17 protein-coding genes are annotated in these 18,281 nt (G+C 66.5%); 9 read left to right on the top strand and 8 right to left on the bottom strand.

What is annotated here, in order from left to right; genetic code table 11:
• Positions 1-17: 17 nt before the first annotated feature.
• The 3 genes from BJF92_RS04470 to BJF92_RS04460 all read right to left on the bottom strand — a co-directional run bounded on the left by BJF92_RS04470 (position 18) and on the right by BJF92_RS04460 (position 2,879).
• Positions 18-578, bottom strand: coding sequence for a YbhB/YbcL family Raf kinase inhibitor-like protein (locus BJF92_RS04470; protein ID WP_075633568.1), 561 nt, complete (start codon positions 576-578; stop codon positions 18-20).
• A gap of 100 nt (positions 579-678) precedes the next feature.
• Complete coding sequence (locus BJF92_RS04465; protein WP_245294657.1) at positions 679-1,458, bottom strand: helix-turn-helix transcriptional regulator; 780 nt, start codon at positions 1,456-1,458, stop codon at positions 679-681.
• 59 nt (positions 1,459-1,517) lie between these two features.
• Positions 1,518-2,879 carry a DUF2778 domain-containing protein gene (locus BJF92_RS04460; RefSeq protein ID WP_078057837.1) on the bottom strand — a complete coding sequence of 454 codons (1,362 nt, stop codon included), beginning with the start codon at positions 2,877-2,879 and terminating at the stop codon, positions 1,518-1,520.
• A 520-nt stretch (positions 2,880-3,399) separates the two neighbouring features.
• Here BJF92_RS04460 and BJF92_RS04455 point away from each other — a divergent pair.
• Positions 3,400-3,906 (top strand): CreA family protein, encoded by a 507-nt coding sequence (locus BJF92_RS04455; protein WP_075633567.1) that lies wholly within the window; start codon positions 3,400-3,402, stop codon positions 3,904-3,906.
• Positions 3,907-3,932: 26 nt separating this feature from the next.
• On the opposite strand, the gene pncA is transcribed toward BJF92_RS04455, so the two are convergent.
• Both pncA and BJF92_RS04445 read right to left on the bottom strand, forming a co-directional pair.
• Positions 3,933-4,565: a bifunctional nicotinamidase/pyrazinamidase gene (gene pncA, locus BJF92_RS04450; RefSeq protein ID WP_075633566.1), complete on the bottom strand. Its 633-nt coding sequence runs from the start codon at positions 4,563-4,565 to the stop codon at positions 3,933-3,935.
• Between the two features lie 191 nt (positions 4,566-4,756).
• Positions 4,757-5,221: a chemotaxis protein CheW gene (locus BJF92_RS04445; RefSeq protein WP_075633565.1), complete on the bottom strand. Its 465-nt coding sequence runs from the start codon at positions 5,219-5,221 to the stop codon at positions 4,757-4,759.
• Positions 5,222-5,394: 173 nt separating this feature from the next.
• Between BJF92_RS04445 and BJF92_RS25705 the strand changes: the two genes are divergently transcribed.
• The 8 genes from BJF92_RS25705 (at position 5,395) to BJF92_RS04410 (ending at position 12,727) form a co-directional block, all read left to right on the top strand.
• Complete coding sequence (locus tag BJF92_RS25705; protein ID WP_198931522.1) at positions 5,395-5,544, top strand: hypothetical protein; 150 nt, start codon at positions 5,395-5,397, stop codon at positions 5,542-5,544.
• Positions 5,545-5,672: 128 nt separating this feature from the next.
• Positions 5,673-6,284, top strand: coding sequence for an SCO family protein (locus BJF92_RS04440; RefSeq protein WP_280938371.1), 612 nt, complete (start codon positions 5,673-5,675; stop codon positions 6,282-6,284).
• Between the two features lie 161 nt (positions 6,285-6,445).
• Positions 6,446-7,333 carry a 50S ribosomal protein L11 methyltransferase gene (locus BJF92_RS04435; protein ID WP_075633564.1) on the top strand — a complete coding sequence of 296 codons (888 nt, stop codon included), beginning with the start codon at positions 6,446-6,448 and terminating at the stop codon, positions 7,331-7,333.
• A 239-nt stretch (positions 7,334-7,572) separates the two neighbouring features.
• Positions 7,573-9,720, top strand: coding sequence for an NAD-dependent DNA ligase LigA (gene ligA / locus BJF92_RS04430; RefSeq protein ID WP_075633563.1), 2,148 nt, complete (start codon positions 7,573-7,575; stop codon positions 9,718-9,720).
• Positions 9,721-9,876: 156 nt separating this feature from the next.
• Positions 9,877-10,749, top strand: coding sequence for a pantoate--beta-alanine ligase (panC, locus tag BJF92_RS04425; protein WP_075633562.1), 873 nt, complete (start codon positions 9,877-9,879; stop codon positions 10,747-10,749).
• A 3-nt stretch (positions 10,750-10,752) separates the two neighbouring features.
• Positions 10,753-11,574 (top strand): 3-methyl-2-oxobutanoate hydroxymethyltransferase, encoded by an 822-nt coding sequence (panB, locus tag BJF92_RS04420; RefSeq protein WP_075633561.1) that lies wholly within the window; start codon positions 10,753-10,755, stop codon positions 11,572-11,574.
• A 104-nt stretch (positions 11,575-11,678) separates the two neighbouring features.
• Positions 11,679-12,407: an AzlC family ABC transporter permease gene (locus BJF92_RS04415; protein ID WP_075633560.1), complete on the top strand. Its 729-nt coding sequence runs from the start codon at positions 11,679-11,681 to the stop codon at positions 12,405-12,407.
• Between the two features lie 14 nt (positions 12,408-12,421).
• On the top strand, positions 12,422-12,727 hold the full coding sequence (locus tag BJF92_RS04410) for an AzlD family protein (protein WP_075633926.1): 306 nt from the start codon (positions 12,422-12,424) through the stop codon (positions 12,725-12,727).
• 136 nt (positions 12,728-12,863) lie between these two features.
• On the opposite strand, the gene BJF92_RS04405 is transcribed toward BJF92_RS04410, so the two are convergent.
• The 3 genes from BJF92_RS04405 to BJF92_RS04395 all read right to left on the bottom strand — a co-directional run bounded on the left by BJF92_RS04405 (position 12,864) and on the right by BJF92_RS04395 (position 17,951).
• Complete coding sequence (locus tag BJF92_RS04405) at positions 12,864-14,699, bottom strand: aminopeptidase P family protein (RefSeq protein WP_075633559.1); 1,836 nt, start codon at positions 14,697-14,699, stop codon at positions 12,864-12,866.
• A gap of 744 nt (positions 14,700-15,443) precedes the next feature.
• Positions 15,444-17,117: a DNA repair protein RecN gene (gene recN, locus BJF92_RS04400; RefSeq protein WP_075633558.1), complete on the bottom strand. Its 1,674-nt coding sequence runs from the start codon at positions 17,115-17,117 to the stop codon at positions 15,444-15,446.
• Between the two features lie 15 nt (positions 17,118-17,132).
• On the bottom strand, positions 17,133-17,951 hold the full coding sequence (locus tag BJF92_RS04395; RefSeq protein WP_245294666.1) for an outer membrane protein assembly factor BamD: 819 nt from the start codon (positions 17,949-17,951) through the stop codon (positions 17,133-17,135).
• Between the last annotated feature and the right edge of the window lie 330 nt (positions 17,952-18,281).

The raw sequence follows: 18,281 nt of genomic DNA, 5'->3' as shown, positions 1-18,281 counted from the left end.
GTCTCTGTTCCAGCGGTTCAGCGGTTGTAGACGGCGGTGATCTTCGCCGCGCCGATCTGGTGCGCACCGATCATGAAGCCGGCCAGCGCATTGGAGGCATCCTTGGGCAGATCGAGCTTTTCCACATCCAGCGCATGGATGGTGAAGATATAGCGGTGCACTTCGCCCGGCGGCGGGCAGGCCCCACCGAAGCCGGTGACGCCATAATCATTGCGCAGCTCCACCGCCCCCTTGGGCAGCGCCGGCTGACCGCTGGCGCCGGCCTTCAGAGCCGTGGTGTCGGCCGGCAGATCGACGATGTTCCAGTGCCACCAGCCGGAGCCCGTGGGCGCATCCGGATCATAGGCGGTCAATGCGAAGCTCTTGGTGCCCTTGGGCGCGCCCGACCAGGAGAGCGCGGGCGAGAGATTGCCGCCTTCGCAGCCGAACCCCTTGAACACCTGATCCGTCGAAAGCTTTGCGCCCTCGGCAAAGGCCGGGCTGGTGAGCTTGAAATCCTGCGCCTGGGCTGCCGCGCCAAGCGCTGTGGCCAGCAGGACAGCCTGAGCCGCCCGGCCAAAAATCCTCGTCAGAAGCATGTTCACCCTTTCTCCGTGAGATGTGATGACGACGCTGTCTGTGTAGGACGGCCGGGTGTTCGCCGCTTCCGGCTGCCGGGCAGAAACTATCGGATTTCGATCAGTCTGCCGCCGTGCGGATCGCCTTCGGCTTGATGCCGAAACGCTGCCTGAAAGAATCGGAGAAGTGCGAGGGCGTCTTAAAGCCGCAGTCGAGCGCGATCTCGGAGATCGGCAAGCGGGTGGTCTGCAGCAGGGTCAGGCCCTTTTCCAGCCGCGTCGTCTGCAGGATCTGCTGAAAGCCATGGCCGGAGCGCCCCAGCCAGCGGCGCAGGCTGGCCTCGCTCATGGCGAAATGGCGGGCCACCTCCGCCGCCCGCCAGGGATGGCTGAGATCGGTCTCGATCAGCCCGCGCAGCCGCGCGAGCGGCTCATCCGCAGGCAGCGGACGCAGCCGAATGCCATGATGGCGCAGCCAGATCAGCGGCTCGACCAGGCGATGCGCCCGGATCGGCGGCGGCAGGGCGGCATCCTCGAGCGTCTGGCGGATCAGCGCCAGAACCGCCTCCGGGCGGTGGGCCACGGCGGTGAGGATCTGCACCTCCGGCCCGCCGCCGGCGGGCTGATCGGCAAAGACCGCCTCGATCAGTTCGGAGGAAAAATAGACCCCGTCGGCCTCATATTGCCCGTTGAGCAGTGGCCGGTTTTCGAGCGTGACGATCGATCCCGGCGGAAAGATCATCAGATCGCCTTCCCGCCCGATCATCTCGCCCTTGCGCGGACAGACCACGCGTTTCTCGCCGCGATGGATGAAGCAGAGAAAGCCCATGCGGATGAACAGATCCGCAAAGGTCGCCCGCGTCGCCTGGGTGATGCGCAGGATTTCGACGGGCGCAACCACGGGCTCCGGCGCGCGCCGGCCAGCGGCGCGCATCGGCTCGAGAGGGTCGCCCGCCGCGCTCACTTGCCCCAGGAAAACAGCGAGGCCAGCGTCTTCTTCTGCGGGGAGAAGCCGCCCTTCATGCTCTTGACGATGACCATCTGCGAGATCTCGCCGCGCTTGAAGGCCTTGAGAAAGCGGGGATAATCGGCAAAGGCGACGCAGCCATGGCTGTCGCCGCGGGTGCGCAGGAGATAGCTGTGGGCAAGCAGGCCGACGCGGCCATGCGGCGCAACCCCGTCCATCGGCGTCAGGCGCACGGCTTCGACGCCATGGAACTTCGCCTCGCGCATCGTCACCTTATAGGTTCCCGGCGGTGTCGGCCCGCGCATGGGCACGTGAACGAAATCGGGATTGTCGCGCATCTTGCCGATGCCGGAATGCGCCTCGAGCACCTCGCCATTGGGCATGTGCACGCGGCCGGCGGAAATATCATAGATGGCGACGCCCTTGCGGCCGAGCATCGGCGAGCGGATCGGCGGTTCATCATCGATTGGCGCATCCGGCTTGGCATAGGCAAGCTCCGTGCGCGCCGGCTTGCGGCGGACGACCGACGGCTTGGCGTCGTCATCATCCTCCTCCTCTTCCACCTTGGCGGGGGCGAGGCGCCGGGCCTCGGCAGCGGCGCCGGGGCGCGAGAGCGGCATGGGGCCGAGATCGGGCAGCGGTTCGGCGGTTTCGGAGTTGGACAGGACCAGGCTGAACGGGCCGGAGACCGTGCCAGTCTTTACCGGGCTCGGCTCCACCATGGCATGCGGCCGGATCGGCGCCGCTTCCGCCTCGGCAATGTCCATCTGCGAGGGAAGGCTGACGGTGGGCACGGCCGGCGTTGCCGGTAGCGCCGGAGCCGGCGGCAGCGTCGGCGTGGCAACGGCCACGTGAACGGTGGAAATCGTGCCGATGGGCGCAGGCGCTGCCGCCGGCGCGGCGGCGCTCGGCGCGGGCACGGCGGCCGCCATCTGCATGGCCGGCCTCAGATCGGCATTGGACTTGGCCAGCGCCAGCGCCAGGCCGAGCTTGGCCGACTGCACCTTCAGCGCCGCCTGCGGCGTTTCGGGATGGGTGACGGCACGGGCGGCAACATCGAGCGGCGCGCGGCCGAGACGCGTGAATTTGGACGGGTGCACCAGCCGCTCGCGGTTCACCGGCGTGGCGGAGGCCAGGCCCAGGGATGCATCGAAGCGCGGCCGCGACAGGGGATCGATGCCGGCCGAGACCTGATGCATCGTCGCCATGGTCATCAGCCAGCAGGCCATGGCCGCGCCGCCGGCCAGCCCGAAGCCCAGCAGCGCCGGCACGCCTTTGCCGGCCCGCGCGGAGGACCGCTTGCGCTTGGCATCCCAGTCCCGCATTCCCATGCTGTTTTCGATCGCGTGCGCCATCAACCCGAACTCTAAAAACCACGCTCGGCCGACCGCAGGTCAAGGCATATCATGCCCTTCCCATACGGAATTGCCGAGAGAACAAGAGGATTAAGCGGCCCACCGCTTCCCAAGGAAAAGATGAACTGCCCCCAATCGTGCCGGATTTCCCCATCCCCTCAAGCTCCAAGCCTGGCGGGCGGCGCCGGCCATCCGGAGGTGCCGTGCGCGATTCGCTTGTCGCACGCTGTCCACACCATCCGGAGACGGCTAAAGAATGGCGGAATATGGTAACCGTTTCCTTTACGTCCGGCCCATTGCCGCGCCGAGCGCCGCCGACATGCGCGCCGAAGGGCGGGAAACGGCGCGCGAACTGCGCCGCCGCAGGCACCGCAGCCCTGCTGTACGGAAACAAATAATCTTATTAAATCAGCGCATTAGAAATGTCTAGACGCACAGGCACCCGGGCAGCCCGCAGGCTCCATTGTATCGTCGCGAAGAGATCTTATCTCTGGCACAGCTCATGATCCCGGAGTGACCGATGTCCCGAAATTTCCGTAGCTTTCCCGCCCTCGCGCTGGCGGCCTGCCTCGCCTTGCCGACGCTCAGCGCCCATGCCCGCGCCGACACGGTCGGCGAGGTCGGCGTCGATTGGATGGGCAACGACATCAAGATCGATGCGGTGAGCGATCCAAAGGTGCAGGGCGTCACCTGCCATGTGACCTATTTCGACCGGGGCGTGCTCGACCGGCTGAAGAAGGGCAACTGGTTCGAGGACCCTTCCAACAATTCCATCGCCTGCCGCCAGACCGGGCCGATCACCATCGGCAAGATCGATCTCAGCCGGGATGGCGAGGAGGTGTTCCGCGAGGGCATGTCGCTGATCTGGAAAAAGCTGGTGGTAAACCGCATCTACGACAAGAAGAACAACACGCTCATCTATCTCGCCCATTCGCGCGAACTGGTCGATGGCTCCGCCAAGATGTCGATTTCCACCGTGCCGCTCTATGGCCAACAGGTGACCTGGACCGAAGGCGCGCCGCAATAGGCGCGCCGGCGGGCCAAGAGCCTGCCTCAGGCCTGTTCCGCAAGCACCGTGGCGGAGGTGACCAAGCCGATGCCGACCGCCGCCATGGCGTCATAGGCGGCTTCCACGCCTGCGGGGTCGATCCCCCGGCAGGCATCCTCGATCACCCTGACATTGACCGCCGGCAGCATGGCCTTGGCGTCGAGCGCGGAAAAGCGCACGCAATAATCCGTTGCCAGACCGCAAATATCCAGCCGGGTCACGTGCTTGGCAGAGAGATAGTCGGCAAGCCCCGTCAGGGCGAGCTGGTCGTTGTCGCGGAAGGCGGAATAGCTGTCGACATCGGAATCCATGCCCTTGCGCTGCACGAAGTCGATGCGCGCGGTGTCGAGGTCGGGATGGAAATCCGCGTCAGCCGTCTCTTCGACGCAATGGTCGGGCCAGAGCATTTGCGGCCGTCCACCGAGCGTGCCCGTCTCGAAGGGCTTGCGGCCGGGATGCTGCGAGGCAAAGCTGCCATGGTCGGCGGGATGCCAATCCTGCGAGGCGACGATCAGGTCGTAGCCGCCCTCGGCCATCAGCCGGTTGGCCACAGGCACCACGGCCTCGCCATCCGGCACGGCCAGATTGCCGCCGGAGCAGAAACCGTTCTGAATATCGATGAGCAGGAGGCATTTCATGCGGGTCTTGTCCTTCTGGCAGTCGCAAACCGCACACGCGCGCGGTCACGCACGGCCCGCCCTGCCAGGGTTCGGCATCAGCGTTCGGCCGCTCTTGTCGCGCCGCACACGGCATCGGATCGACCGACATGGTCGCGCGCAGGCACGCCGTTCGCCGGCCGCCGAAGGGCCAGCGGATCGGATCGCCGGGCTCAGGCCGCCTGGGCGAGTTCGTCGGCGATAACCGTGTCGAGATTGAGGAAGCAGACCATGTTCTTCTCGAGCGCGACGATGCCGCGGCAGAAGGCGCGCTGCTCCTCGGGGATGATTTCCGGCGCCGGCTGCAGATCCTCGGCGCGGATGGTCATCATGTCGGAAACCTGCTCGACCAGGAGGCCGACCAGCTTGCCGGCAATATCAGTGACGATGATGGCGGCGCGCTCGGAGGGTTCCGTCATCTTCATGCCCAGGCGGCAGGCCATGTCGATGACCGGGATGACGGCGCCACGCAGGTTGATCAGGCCCAGAACATAAGGCGGCGTGTGCGGCATGGGCGTCACCGGCGCCCAGCCGCGAATTTCGCGGATCGCCATGATGTCGATGCAGAATTCCTGATCGCCGAGATGGAAGGAGACGATTTCGAGATAGGCGCCCGACTGCTTGATGGTGTTGCTCATAAGGCTGGTTCCCGAAGCCGGAGTAAGCCGCGGTCATGCACCGCCTTGCCCGGATGTTGCTGTTCTCACGCCGACTGTGGCACGAGGCGGTAAAGCTTTTGCTAAGACGCGCCCGGCCGAATGAGCAGAAAGCACGGCTTTTCAAAAGGCTGGGCGGCAGCTAGACTTTGCGCATGTCTGCCGTGCCGCGCGCCACCCTTCCCGCTGTCCTTCTCGGCCTCATCCTGGCCCTCGTCGCCATGCTCGGTTTTCAGGGATGGCTGGCCCATGCGGCGGATATGGTGCTGGTGCTTGGCCAGTCCGGCCTGTCCTGGTGCCTGTGACGCGGTGGTGTGTTCGAGCGGCTGCGGCGTCGTGACGCGCCGTCGGGCAATCTCGACAGGGTGAATTGTCGCCACCCATCGGCTCGGTCTATACCGGCCATGCCCTGCCTCGATCCCGGATTGCCTTCATGCTGAAATCCCTGCGCGTCCTTCTCTGGCTGCTCGTGGCCATTCTTGCCGGCGCGCTGGGCTGGGTGACCTATGAAGTGTCCAATCGCGGCCAGGCGCAGCCGGTGGCGAGTGACGGCCCCTTCGGCGTGCCCTTTACCCTCACGAGCGGCAGCGGCGCGACGGTCACGCGCGAGGCCTTCATGGGCAAGCCCACCCTTCTCTTCTTCGGCTTCACCCATTGCCCGGAAGTCTGCCCCACCACCCTGTTCGAGATGAACGGCTGGCTGCATCAGGCCGACCCTCAAGGCGGCAAGCTCCAGGCCTTCTTCGTCAGCGTCGATCCCGAGCGCGACACGCCGGAGGTGCTGGGGCGCTATGTCGCCAATGTCTCCGACCGTATCACCGGCCTCTCGGGCAAGCCCGCGGATGTGATGGAGATGGTCAAGGGCTTCCGCGTCTATGCCCGCAAGGTGCCGGTGGACCCGGCCCAGCCGAACGGCGACTACACCATGGACCACACCGCGTCCGTCTTCCTGCTCGATGCCACGGGCCGCTTCCGCGGCACCATCGCCTATGGGGAAAATCCCGAGACGGCCGTGCAGAAGCTGAAGAACCTCGCCGCCGGCTGACCCCGCCCGGCCAAGCCCTCCCCCGCGCTTTGCGGGCAGGAAGGCGTTTGCGCGCCGCCCGTCCTGTGGTAACGCCTCGCTCCGATGGTCGGGCGGCAGGATGCGCCGGACCCACGCGAAGAATGCGCCGCGGATGGACGCGGCCGGACGGAGGATGACCCTTGAGCGAGATGCGGCTTTTCGTGCGCGCCAGCGAGAAGCAGGCCGAGCGCCTGCTGGCGGCGATGACCGATGCCTTCGAGGATGAAGGTTATGCCATCGCCACGATGGAGATGGACGAGAAGGCCGACATCTGGGAAGCCTCGGTCTATCTGATGCGCGACGAGGAGGAGGAGATCCACCCGCGCTTTGCCGCCATCGTCGAAGGCGTGCTGCCGGGAACCGTGATCGAGACCGAGATCCTGCCGGATCTCGACTGGGTCGCGCTCTCGCTCGAAGGGCTGAAGCCGGTGCGCGCAGGCCGCTTCCTGGTGCATGGCTCGCATGATCGCGACAAGCGCCGCACCGGCGATGTCGCCATCGAGATCGATGCCGGCCAGGCCTTCGGCACCGGCCATCACGGCACCACGGCCGGCTGTCTGGAAATGATCGACAGCGTCATGCGCGCCCGCCGCCCGGGCCGGGTGCTGGATCTCGGCACCGGCAGCGGCGTGCTGGCCATCGCCGCGCGCAAGCTCGCCGCCGTGCCGGTGCTCGCCACCGATATCGACCCCGTGGCCACGCGCGTGGCGCGCGAAAACATCCGCCGCAACGGCATCGCCTCGGGAATTGCGGTTGAGACAGCGGCCGGCTTCCAGTCACCTGCCTTCCGCCGCCACGGGCCCTTCGACCTGATCATCGCCAATATCCTCGCCCGCCCACTGATGCGCATGGCGCCGGAGCTGGTGGCGGAGCTGGCGCCGGGCGGCTCGGTCATCCTTTCCGGCATCCTGGCCGAGCAGCGCTGGAGGGTGCTGGCCGCCTATAAGGGCCAGCGCCTGCGCCATCTGCGCACGCTCTGGCGCAATGGCTGGGTGACGATCCATCTGGACAAGCCGGCGCGGGGCTGAGGCTAAGGGGGTCGAGCCGCTTAGGCGGAGGCCTTTGACGCGCCACGTGGGGCATCGGCTGTCCCTCTGCCGCTGCTCCCCGCCCTATCCACAGACGGCTTTTCGCCCTCCCGCAGCCGGGCGCGATAGGCTATGAAGGCGGTGGCCTGCCCCGTCTTGGACAGGCTGGCCTTTTTTCCTTTTGTGATGGCGGCGGATTGCGGAGTTTCGCACCGGCCGCTCCTGTTTCGAGTAGACGCATGACCGACCGGAAGCCCGTGGCCGACCTGACCGACGCCGATGCCGCCGAGGAGCTGGCCTTTCTCGCCGCCGAGCTCGCCCGCCATGACGCGCTCTATCACGGCCAGGATGCGCCGGAGATTTCGGATGCGGACTATGACGCGCTGAAGCGGCGCAACCAGGCGATCGAGGCGCGCTTTCCCGCGCTGAGGCGGCCGGACAGTCCCGAGGGCCATGTGGGGGCGGCGCCTTCCGGCCTCTTCGCTCCGGTCGTGCATGCCCGGCCCATGCTGTCGCTGGACAATGTGTTTTCCGACGAGGACGTGCAGGATTTCCTCGCCAGCGTCTATCGCTTCCTCGGCCAGATCCCGGATGGCTCCATCGCCTTTACCGCCGAGCCAAAGATCGACGGCCTCTCCATGTCGCTGCGCTACGAGAACCGGCGGCTGGTGACCGGCGCCACGCGCGGCGATGGCACGACCGGCGAGAACGTGACCGCCAATATCCGCACCATCGCCGAGATCCCCGAGACCCTGCCGGAGGACGCGCCGGATGTGGTGGAGGTGCGCGGCGAGGTCTATATGGCCCGCAGCGATTTCTTCGCGCTCAATGCGCAGATGGAGGCCGAGGGCCGGCAGACCTATGTCAATCCGCGCAACACGGCCGCCGGCTCGCTGCGCCAGCTCGACGCGACAGTGACGGCCACGCGCAAACTGCGCTTCTTCGCCTATGCCTGGGGTGAGATGTCGGCCATGGCGGCGGAGACGCAATATGAGATGGTGGCCGCGCTCGGCCGCTGGGGCTTTCCGATCAACCCGCTGATGGCGCGGCTCTCGACGCTGGAGGATCTTCTCGGCCATTACCGCGCCATCGGTCTCGCGCGCGCCGATCTCGATTACGATATCGACGGCGTGGTCTACAAGGTCGATCGGCTGGACCTGCAGGCCCGGCTCGGCTTCCGCTCGCGCTCGCCGCGCTGGGCCACGGCGCACAAATTTCCGGCCGAGCAGGCCTTCACCCACCTGACCGCCATCGACATCCAGGTGGGCCGCACCGGCGCGCTGACTCCGGTCGCGCGGCTCACGCCCGTCACCGTCGGCGGTGTGGTCGTCACCAATGCCACGCTGCACAATGAGGACTATATCAAGGGCATCGGCAATGCCGGCCAGCCGCTGCGCGAGGGGCGCGATATCCGCATCGGCGACACGGTGATCGTCCAGCGCGCCGGCGACGTGATCCCGCAGATCGTCGATATCGTCCTGGAGAAGCGGCCGGAGGATGCCGTGCCCTTCGCGTTTCCGCGGGTCTGCCCGGTCTGCGGCAGCCATGCTGTGCGCGAGAAGAACGAGAAGACCGGCAAGCTCGACAGCGTAACGCGCTGCACCGGCGGCTTCGTCTGCCGCGCCCAGGCGGTGGAACATCTCAAGCATTTCGTCTCGCGCAATGCCTTCGACATCGAGGGGCTGGGCGCCAGGCAGATCGACTTCTTCTTCACGGCGGAGGACCCGGCGCTGTCCATCCGCACTGCGCCCGACATCTTTACCCTGGAGCGGCGCCAGCAGGCCTCGCTGACCAAGCTGGAGAACATCGACGGCTTCGGCCGCGTCAGCGTGCGCAAGCTGTTCGAGGCGATCAATGGCCGGCGGCAGGTGGCGCTGCACCGCTTCATCTATGCGCTGGGCATCCGCCATGTCGGCGAGACCAATGCCAAGCTGCTCGCCCGCTCCTATGGCGATTACGACAGCTTCGCCACCGCGATGATCGCCGCCACGCCGGGCTCGGAGGCCTGGGAGGATCTCAACCGCATTGAGGGCATCGGCGAGGTCGTGGCCCGGGCGCTGGTGGAATTCTACCGCGAGCCGCGCAATCTCGACGTGGTCGGCCGGCTCCTGCAGGAGGTGACCCCGCTTGCCGCCGAGCCTGTGGCCGCCGCCAGTTCGCCCGTTTCTGGCAAAACCGTGGTCTTCACCGGCAAGCTGGAGAAGATGACGCGCGACGAGGCCAAGGCCAGTGCCGAACGGCTGGGCGCCAAGGTTTCCGGCTCGATCTCCGCCAAGACCGACTATCTCGTGGCTGGCGCCGATGCCGGCTCCAAGCTCGACAAGGCGCGCGGCCTCGGTGTGACCGTGCTCACCGAAGACGAATGGCTGGCAATGACGGCGGGCTGAGGCCGGCCGTTTGACGCGGGATCGGGCAAAGCGCGGGCGCGCCCGATTGCCTTTCGCCGCGCCAGCGGTTAGGCAGGCGCGAAAATCGCCGGTGGAGTAGCTGCCGGCCTATGCAGCGGGCATTCGCGCAAGCAATGCCGCAGCGGAGGGATCGTCATGGAAGTGATCACCGGGATCGTCGAGCTTCGCCAGCGGCTCATGATCCAGCGCAAGACCGGCCGCTCCATCGGCTTCGTGCCGACCATGGGCTATCTGCATCAGGGCCATATGACGTTGGTCGCCCGCGCCCGGGCGGAAAACGATCTGGTCGTGGTCAGCCTCTTCGTCAATCCGCTGCAGTTTGGCGCCGGTGAGGATCTCGCCAAATATCCGCGCGATCTCGACCGCGATGCTGCCCTGCTCACCGAAAATGAGGTGGACATTCTCTTCGCGCCCGGCGTGGAAGAGATGTATCCGCGGCCGATGGCGACCGTGGTCGATGTGCCTGAACTCGGCAATGTGCTGGAGGGCGAGGCACGGCCGGGGCATTTCGCCGGGGTTGCCACCGTCGTCACCAAGCTGTTCAACATCGTCCAGCCGCGCCGCGCCTATTTCGGCCAGAAGGATTTCCAGCAACTGCAGCTCATCCGCCGCATGGTCGAGGATCTGGCGCAGCCGGTCGAGGTGATCGGCGTGGAAACGGTGCGCGAGGCCGATGGGCTCGCCTGCTCCTCGCGCAATGTCTATCTTACCACCGACGAGCGCCGGGCCGCGCTGGTCGTGCCGCGCACGCTTGATGAAGCCGCCAGGCTGATGGCCGAGGGCATGACGGATGTGGCGGCGCTGGAGGCCGCGCTCGGCGACTTCGTGCGCGCCGAGCCGCTGGCAACGCCCGAGGTGGTGGCGCTGCGCGACCCCGAGACCTTGCAGAGGCCGGAGCGGATCGGCGAAGGCCCGGTGCTGCTGCTCCTTTATATCCGCATCGGCGCGACCCGGCTTCTCGACAACCGCGTCTACGAGCCGGCGCAGCTGATGGCGGCGGTGGCCTGAGCCATGAGCGTTCACGCCAAGCGCCGGCGCATCACCCCGCCTGTCATCGCGGCACTAAAAGGCGAGCGCCCGATCGTCAGCCTGACGGCCTATACCACGCCGATCGCCCGGCTGCTCGACCCGCATGTCGACCTGCTTCTGGTGGGCGATTCCCTCGGCATGGTGCTTTATGGCATGGACTCCACGCTCGGCGTGACGCTGGAGATGATGATCGCCCATGGCCAGGCGGTGATGCGCGGCGCTGATGCCGCCTGCATCGTGGTGGACCTGCCCTTCGGCAGCTATCAGGCCTCGCCGGAGCAGGCCTTTACCAATGCCGCAAGGGTGATGAAGGAAACCGGCTGCAGCGCGGTGAAGCTCGAGGGCGGCGCGGAAATGGCCGAGACCGTGGCCTTCCTGGTGGCGCGCGGCATTCCCGTGCTCGGCCATGTCGGGCTGATGCCGCAGCTCGTCAACACCACCGGCGGCTATCGCTCGCTGGGCCGCCACGACAAGGAAGCGGAGAAGATCCGCCGCGATGCGCTGGCCATTCAGGCGGCCGGCGCCTTCGCCCTGGTGATCGAAGGCACGATCGAACCCCTGGCCCGCGCCATCACCGAGGAACTGACCATCCCGACGATCGGCATCGGCGCCTCGCCGGCCTGCGACGGGCAGATCCTGGTGTCGGACGACATGCTTGGCCTGTTCAACGATTTCACCCCGCGCTTCGTCAAGCACTTCGCCACGCTGGCGCCGGAGATCACCCGCGCGGCGGAAGCCTATGCCGAGGACGTCAAGGCCCGCCGCTTCCCGGGCCTGGAGCACACGTTCCAGCCGCAAAGATAACGGCCGCTTTCCCAGCAAAAGCGAAGGCCTGCGCGATTTGACGGCTTGCGCAAGCCGAGCTGCCGGGGCAAGAACCGCGCCTGTTCAACGGGATATCAGCTGAGATGACGGACACAGCGGCGCATGAATTCTGGCGCGGCGCGCGCAAGGCCCTGCCCGCCATTCTCTCCGCCTGCCCCTTTGGCGCGCTGTTCGGCGCGCTGGCGGTCGACAATGGCCTGTCGATTTCCGAGGCCATGCTGATGAGCGCCACGGTCTTTGCCGGGGCGAGCCAGATGGTGGGCATCGAGCTGTTCGGCCAGAAGGTTCAGCCCTGGCTGATCGTTCTCTCGATCTTCGCCGTCAATTTCCGCATGGTGCTCTATTCGGCCTCCATCGCCCGGCACATCGCCCATTTCAGCCGCGCGCAGAAGGCCTTCGGCCTGTTCCTGCTGACCGATCCGCATTATGCCGAAACCGAGCGACGGGCGGACGCCACCGGGCGGGTGCGCTTCCCCTGGTTCCTGGGCTATGGCATCGGCCTCTATGTGCCCTGGCAGATCGCCACAGCACTCGGCGCGGTCTTCGCCGGCCTGATCGGCAATCCCGCGGCCATCGGCCTCGACGTGCTCCTGCCGATCTATTTTCTCTCGCTGGTCATGGGCTTTCGCCAGCGGCGAAACTGGCTGCCCGTGGTCGCGACCGCGTCGGTGGTCTCCGTGCTGGCGCTCAAGGTCGTGGGCTCGCCCTGGCATGTCAGCATCGGCGCGGTTGTGGGCATGGTGCTGGCCGCCTGTCTGCCTTTGCCGGCCGAGGAAAAAGACAGCGCAATCTCAAAAGACCACAGAAACTGATGGGTTCCGGGACCATGAACGCAACGTTTGGCTATGTTCCCGTCATCCTTCTGGCGGCTCTGGCGACCTATGCAACCCGCATCGGCGGCTATCTGATCGTCCGCCGTTTCGAGCGTCTGCCACCCCGGCTGATGGCCGCACTGGACGCGGTGCCGGCGGCCGTCCTGTCCACGCTGGTGGCGCCGGCGCTGATCACCGGCGGGCGCGATGCGGCCATCGCCATCGTCGTGGCCTTCCTCGCCGGCTTCCGACTGGCGCCGGTGCCGATGCTGCTCCTCGGCTGGGCCGTGGTCATGGGGCTGCGCCAGATCGGCTTCTGAGGCGCAGACAGACCCGAGGCCGGGCCTGAGCCGAAGCGGGCGGAAATTGCGCGCCAGCCTATCCAAATCATGCGATTCACAGCGGCGCTGCGGACATCGGCCGCCGCGAACCGGCGACCGGGAACACCGTCGGAATTTACACGTCGAGCGGCTGTGTCACCTGCTCCAGCCAGGCCTTGGCCCCGGCATCGTCCAGGAACGGCGTGAGCTTTTCCCGCGTCTCGGCGTGATAGGCGTCGAGCCAGGCGCGCTCATCCCCCGTCAACAAGGCGGGATCGATCAGCCGCCGGTCGATCGGGCAGAAGGTGATCGTCTCGAAGCCAAGCATGGGAATGTCGCCGCCGTCGATCGGCGTGGCCGGCAGGGTGTGGATGACATTCTCGATGCGAATGCCGAAAGCACCAGGGCGGTAATAGCCGGGCTCGTTCGACAGGAGCATGCCGGGCAAAATCTCCTGCATACCGGCGCGCGAGATGCGCTGCGGCCCTTCATGCACCGAGAGATAGGAGCCGATGCCATGGCCGGTGCCATGGGCGAAATCGACGCCGGCTTTCCATAGACCGATGCGCACCAGCGGATCCAGCTCGACGCCGCGCGAGCCCTTGGGAAAGCGCGCGGTCGACAGGGCGATCATGCCCTTCAGCACCAGAGTGAAGAGCCGGCGCCCCTCCTCCGGCGGCGTGCCGATGGCCACCGTTCGGGTGATGTCCGTCGTGCCGTTGATATATTGCCCGCCGGAATCAATCAGGAACAGCGTGCCGGCTTCCAGCGGCGCGTCGCTTTCATGGGTCACGCGGTAATGCATGATCGCCGCATGCGCGCCGGCGCCCGAAATCGTATCGAAGGAAATGTCCTTCAGCGGATTTTGCAGGCGCTCGCCCACAGCGATGCGGCAGGCCTCCAGTTTTTCAACCGCCTGGATTTCGCTGATGCTGCCGGGCGCCTGAGCGTCGAGCCAGCACAGGAATTCGACCATCGCCGCGCCATCCTGCAGATGCGCCCGGCGGGCGCCCTCGATCTCCACGGCATTCTTCGTCGCGCGCGGCAGGCGCGCCGGATCGGCGCCCTCCACCACGCTGCCGCCCTGCTGCCGGATCAGCTCAGCCACGGCGAAGCTCGCATGATCGGGATCGATCAGGAGGCGCCGCCCCTCGCCCGCCAGCGCCGCCACCCGGCCCGTGAAGGCGGAGGGCTCGGCAATCGTGGCGACCTGCGTCAGATAGGCCTTGGTCTCGATGGTAAGCTTGCGCAGATCGATGAAGATCTCCGCCGCTCCGTCTGCCTGAATAATGGCGCGGGCCAGCGGGTTCGGCGTGTGCGGCACGTCGGCGCCGCGCAGGTTGAAGATCCAGGCGATCGACTGCGGATCGGTGACGAGCAGCGCATCGGCGCCGGCCTTGGCGGTGCTTTCCGCCATCTCGGCGATCTTCTCGCGCGCCAGCCTGCCGGCATGCGCCTCGGTCTGGATCGTCACCGGGCCGAGCGGCTCGGACGGCCGGTCGGCCCACAGCGCATCCACCGGATTCGCTTCGAGGAAGACCAGGCTGCCGCTGCGCTTTTCCAGCGCGGCCCGGAGCTTGCGCACCTCCGCGCCCGTATGCAGCGCCGGATCGATGCCAAGCCGCAGGCCTTCGGGCCCATGCCGCTCCAGCCAGAGATGCGGCGGCTCGCCGATCAGATCGCCGCCCGCGAACACGGTACCGTCAACCTGCTCCGCCAGTTGCGTCACATAGCGCCCGTCGACGAAGACGATGGCGCGCTCCGGCAGGATCAACGCGATGCCGGCCGAGCCGGTAAAGCCCGTCAGCCAGGCGAGACGTTCCGCGCAGGCCGGAACATATTCGCCCTGATATTCATCCGCCCGCGGCACCAGAAACGCATCGGCGCCGGCATCGCCAAGCGCGGCGCGCAGGGCGGCCACCCGCTCCTTCCCGAATTGCGGCGTGGAGGTGACGTCGAAGGACTGATACATGCTGCGGCTTCCTGATCGGCGCCGGCCGAGAGGCCGGCGCATGAAGAGCCGCCGGAATGACCTGACATGCGGAGCGGATCCGCAAAAGCACGAGGCGAGGACACGAGGGCGGCGAGTCGCCGCCAGCCTACAGCATGTCGCACAAAAACGGGAACCGGTTTTGCGATGACGACATGCGATAAAACAAGGGCTTAAACGCAGGACGCAAATCCGGGAAATCACGACGCGTCCCAGAGCATCGGACCAAACAATGGAAGCAGGCCTTTCCGACGAATCCGATGCAGAAAACAAAAAGCGCACGCCTCGGCGCGACGGCAAGCCGCCTTGCTGAACAGGCCGCCAGCACAACCCGCCCCGTCTGCCGCCTTTTTTAACGCGTTTGGCAAGGGGGCCGTGCCGCATGGCTCCCATGAGGGAACATGGCTTCTCCGCCACGTCCAAAGCGCTAAAAGTCGGCCGCAACTGCCGCCGGACAAGGCGCCAGGCTGCTTGGCCCATCCAAGCGCCGGAAGCCTCCTCCTCCCTCAGGCTTCCCACGCCGGGCCAGCAGGTCCGCTTGAGCAATCTCCTCCTGACGCTCGCGGACGGGTCGGGTAACCGGCCGGCGGGTGGCGTCTTTGCGCCACCCGCCAATCCGGCTTTCACGCATAGCGGGATCTCACTCCCGGGGGCCGCCGCGCCTCAAGTGCTTGCCTGTCGCATGCCGCCATCCCAAAACCGGGCCCAAATCTTCAGTCCGATGGGCTAGCCATTGCCGGCCAGAAGCCGGGCAGCGGCGGCGCGGGCTTCCTCGGTGATCGAGGCGCCGGCCAGCATGCGGGCGATCTCCTCGCGCCGGGCCTTTTCGTCCATGCGGGCAACGCGGGTCGAGATGCGGTCGCCCTGCCCCTCGCTCGGTCCCTTGGAAATCAGAAGATGGGTGGCGGCGCGTGCGGCGACCTGCGGTGCATGGGTGACGGACAGAACCTGCACCCGCGAAGACAGCCGCTTCAGCCGCTGGCCAATGGCATCGGCCACTGCGCCGCCGACGCCGGTGTCGATCTCATCGAAGACCAGGGTCGGCGCGGAGCCGCGATCGGCGAGCGCCACCTTCAGCGCCAGCAGGAAACGCGAGAGTTCGCCGCCCGAAGCCACTTTCATGATCGGGCCCGGCCGCGTGCCCGGATTGGTCTGGACATGAAATTCGACAATGTCGATCCCTTCGGCCGCCGGCGTCGTCGGATCGCTCGAGACCTGCACGGTGAAGCGCGCCCGCTCCAGCTTCAGCGCCGGCAGCTCGGCCATGACGGCGTCTGACAGCGTGGCGGCGGTCTTGTGGCGCTTGGCGGACAGGGCGGAAGCTGCTGTGTCGTAGGTCTCGCGCGCCGCGGCCACGGCCGCCTCCAGCTTGCGCAGTGTCTCTTCGCCCGCATCGAGATCGGCCAGATTGGCGACCATGCGCTGGGCGAGCGCCGGTAGCTCGGTCACCGGAACGGAATATTTGCGCGCCGCGGCGCGCAGCGCGAACAGCCGTTCCTCGACCCGCTCCAGCTCCTTCGGGTCATATTCCGTCTTGCGCAGCGCGGCTTCCACCGCCATCTGCGCATCGGAGAGATGGTTCAGCGCCGTATCGAGGAAGGTCACGGTTTCTTCCAGCAGGCCCGGCGCCTCATGGCTCTTGCGCTCGAGACGGCGCACCAGCGAGGCGATCTGCGGCACGGGCGAGGCATGGCCATTCAGGAATTCGCTCGCCTCGTTGATGTCGACGGCGATCCGCTCGGCCTTCATCATCCGCCCGCGGCGCTCGGCGAGCTCATCCTCCTCGCCATCGACCGGGCTCAGCGCCTCGAGCTCCTCGACGCTCGCGCGGATATAGTCCGCCTCGCGGGCAGCCGCCTCGACCTTCTCGCGATGCTTCTTGAAACCGCGCTCGCTGTCGCGCCACTGGCGGTAAAGGCCGGAGACCGCCTCGGCCTCGGCGTGCAGCGCGCCGAAGGCATCCAGCAGGGTGCGATGGGCATCGGCATCGACCAGAGCACGGTCGTCATGCTGGCCGTGAATTTCCACCAGCAGCTGGCCGGCCTGGCGCAGAAGCTGAACGGAAACGGGCTGGTCGTTGATATAGGCCTTGGTGCGCCCGTCGCCGGATTGCACCCGGCGGAAGATCAGGTCGCCATCATCGTCGATGCCATTGTCGCGCACGAAAGCGCGGGCCGGATGGTCGCCGGCAATGTCGAAGACCGCCGTCACCTGCCCGCGGTCGGCGCCGTGGCGCACCAGCGATCCATCGCCGCGGCCGCCCAGCGCCAGAGACAGGCTGTCGAGCAGGATCGACTTGCCGGCGCCGGTCTCGCCGGTCAGCACCGAGAGGCCAGCGTCGAAGGAAAGGTCCAGTCGTTCGATGAGAACGATGTCGCGGATCGAGATCTGGGAGAGCATCCGCCGGTCTGAAGGTTAGGCGCCGATCAGCTTCTTGCCGGCGCGCGAAATCCAGGAGCCGCCATTTTCGCGCGGTTCCAGGCCGTTGCCCTGCAGAAGCTTGTAGGAATCAGCATACCACTGGCTGTCGGGATAGTTATGGCCGAGCACCGCCGCCGCCGTCTGCGCCTCGGAGGTCACGCCCATGGCGAAATAGGTTTCCACCAGCCGGGCGAGCGCTTCCTCGACCTGATTGGTGGTGGGATATTGCTCGACCACCGTGCGGAAGCGCGCGGCAGCCGCCAGATATTCCTTGCGCTCGAGATAATAGCGGCCGACCTGCATTTCCTTGCCGGCGAGCTGGTCCTTGGCGAAACGCACCTTGGCGCGCGCATCCTCGACATAGGGGCTGTTTGGATATTTATCGATGACGGCCTGCATCGCCTCGATGGTCTTGAAGGCCGGCTTCTGGTCCTGAGTCACCGTCGGGATCTGCTTGGCATAGGCCAGGCCCAGAATATACTGGGCATAGGCCGCATCCTCCGACTGGGGATAGAGATTGAGATAGCGCGTGGCGGCGTTGATCGCATCCTGCGACTGGCCATTGCGATAGGCGACGAAGGCCTTCATCACCAGCGCCTTGCGCGCATATTCGGAGAAGGGATGCTCGCGGTCGATCGCATCGAACTTGCGGGCCGCCTCGGTGGTCTTACCGGCGTTGAGGTTGGCAAGGCCCTGACGATAGAGCACGTCCGGCGGATCGGTATCGGCCTTGAGCTTGGTGATATCGATGTCGGGATCATTCTGGCAGGCAGACAGGAGCACGCCGCTCAGGCTCAGCGACAGCGCGATCATGCCGCCCCGCGCCAGCTTCTTCACTCCGAAGTGGTGTGCAAAGTCCATCAAAACAATCCCGTTATCCGGCAGGTGCCCCGCTGCCGCTGCGACCCATGGCCAAGGCAGCCATGCCGAATCGCGATGGTGCCAAGACACGTGGTCAAACGCTCCGCCCACTCTTCCGCAGGCAAGCCGCACCGTCGCTTCAAGGAGAGGTCTGTGCAGGAGCATGCCGCCCCGGCCGCCAGATGGCCCGTCCCTCAAGAATCGTCCAGTCCGGCAATGCCGTCGGAAACTTTGCCTCAAGCTCTTAGTGCAAAGCGCACCACGCCCGCAATGTCCTGATGA

This window comes from Xaviernesmea rhizosphaerae, from assembly GCF_001938945.1.
Classification (GTDB): domain Bacteria; phylum Pseudomonadota; class Alphaproteobacteria; order Rhizobiales; family Rhizobiaceae; genus Xaviernesmea; species Xaviernesmea rhizosphaerae.
This window is presented reverse-complemented; position numbering and strand designations above follow the sequence as displayed.

Excerpts from the sequence above, each read along its gene's own strand:
- BJF92_RS04470 (WP_075633568.1), bottom strand. The coding sequence starts at position 578 with ATGCTTCTGACGAGGATTTTTGGCCGGGCGGCTCAGGCTGTCCTGCTG.
- BJF92_RS04460 (WP_078057837.1), bottom strand. The coding sequence starts at position 2,879 with ATGGCGCACGCGATCGAAAACAGCATGGGAATGCGGGACTGGGATGCC.
- BJF92_RS04455 (WP_075633567.1), top strand. The coding sequence starts at position 3,400 with ATGTCCCGAAATTTCCGTAGCTTTCCCGCCCTCGCGCTGGCGGCCTGC.
- pncA (WP_075633566.1), bottom strand. The coding sequence starts at position 4,565 with ATGAAATGCCTCCTGCTCATCGATATTCAGAACGGTTTCTGCTCCGGC.
- BJF92_RS04445 (WP_075633565.1), bottom strand. The coding sequence starts at position 5,221 with ATGAGCAACACCATCAAGCAGTCGGGCGCCTATCTCGAAATCGTCTCC.
- BJF92_RS25705 (WP_198931522.1), top strand. The coding sequence starts at position 5,395 with ATGTCTGCCGTGCCGCGCGCCACCCTTCCCGCTGTCCTTCTCGGCCTC.
- BJF92_RS04440 (WP_280938371.1), top strand. The coding sequence starts at position 5,673 with ATGCTGAAATCCCTGCGCGTCCTTCTCTGGCTGCTCGTGGCCATTCTT.
- ligA (WP_075633563.1), top strand. The coding sequence starts at position 7,573 with ATGACCGACCGGAAGCCCGTGGCCGACCTGACCGACGCCGATGCCGCC.
- panC (WP_075633562.1), top strand. The coding sequence starts at position 9,877 with ATGGAAGTGATCACCGGGATCGTCGAGCTTCGCCAGCGGCTCATGATC.
- panB (WP_075633561.1), top strand. The coding sequence starts at position 10,753 with ATGAGCGTTCACGCCAAGCGCCGGCGCATCACCCCGCCTGTCATCGCG.
- BJF92_RS04415 (WP_075633560.1), top strand. The coding sequence starts at position 11,679 with ATGACGGACACAGCGGCGCATGAATTCTGGCGCGGCGCGCGCAAGGCC.
- BJF92_RS04410 (WP_075633926.1), top strand. The coding sequence starts at position 12,422 with ATGAACGCAACGTTTGGCTATGTTCCCGTCATCCTTCTGGCGGCTCTG.
- BJF92_RS04405 (WP_075633559.1), bottom strand. The coding sequence starts at position 14,699 with ATGTATCAGTCCTTCGACGTCACCTCCACGCCGCAATTCGGGAAGGAG.
- recN (WP_075633558.1), bottom strand. The coding sequence starts at position 17,117 with ATGCTCTCCCAGATCTCGATCCGCGACATCGTTCTCATCGAACGACTG.
- BJF92_RS04395 (WP_245294666.1), bottom strand. The coding sequence starts at position 17,951 with ATGATCGCGCTGTCGCTGAGCCTGAGCGGCGTGCTCCTGTCTGCCTGC.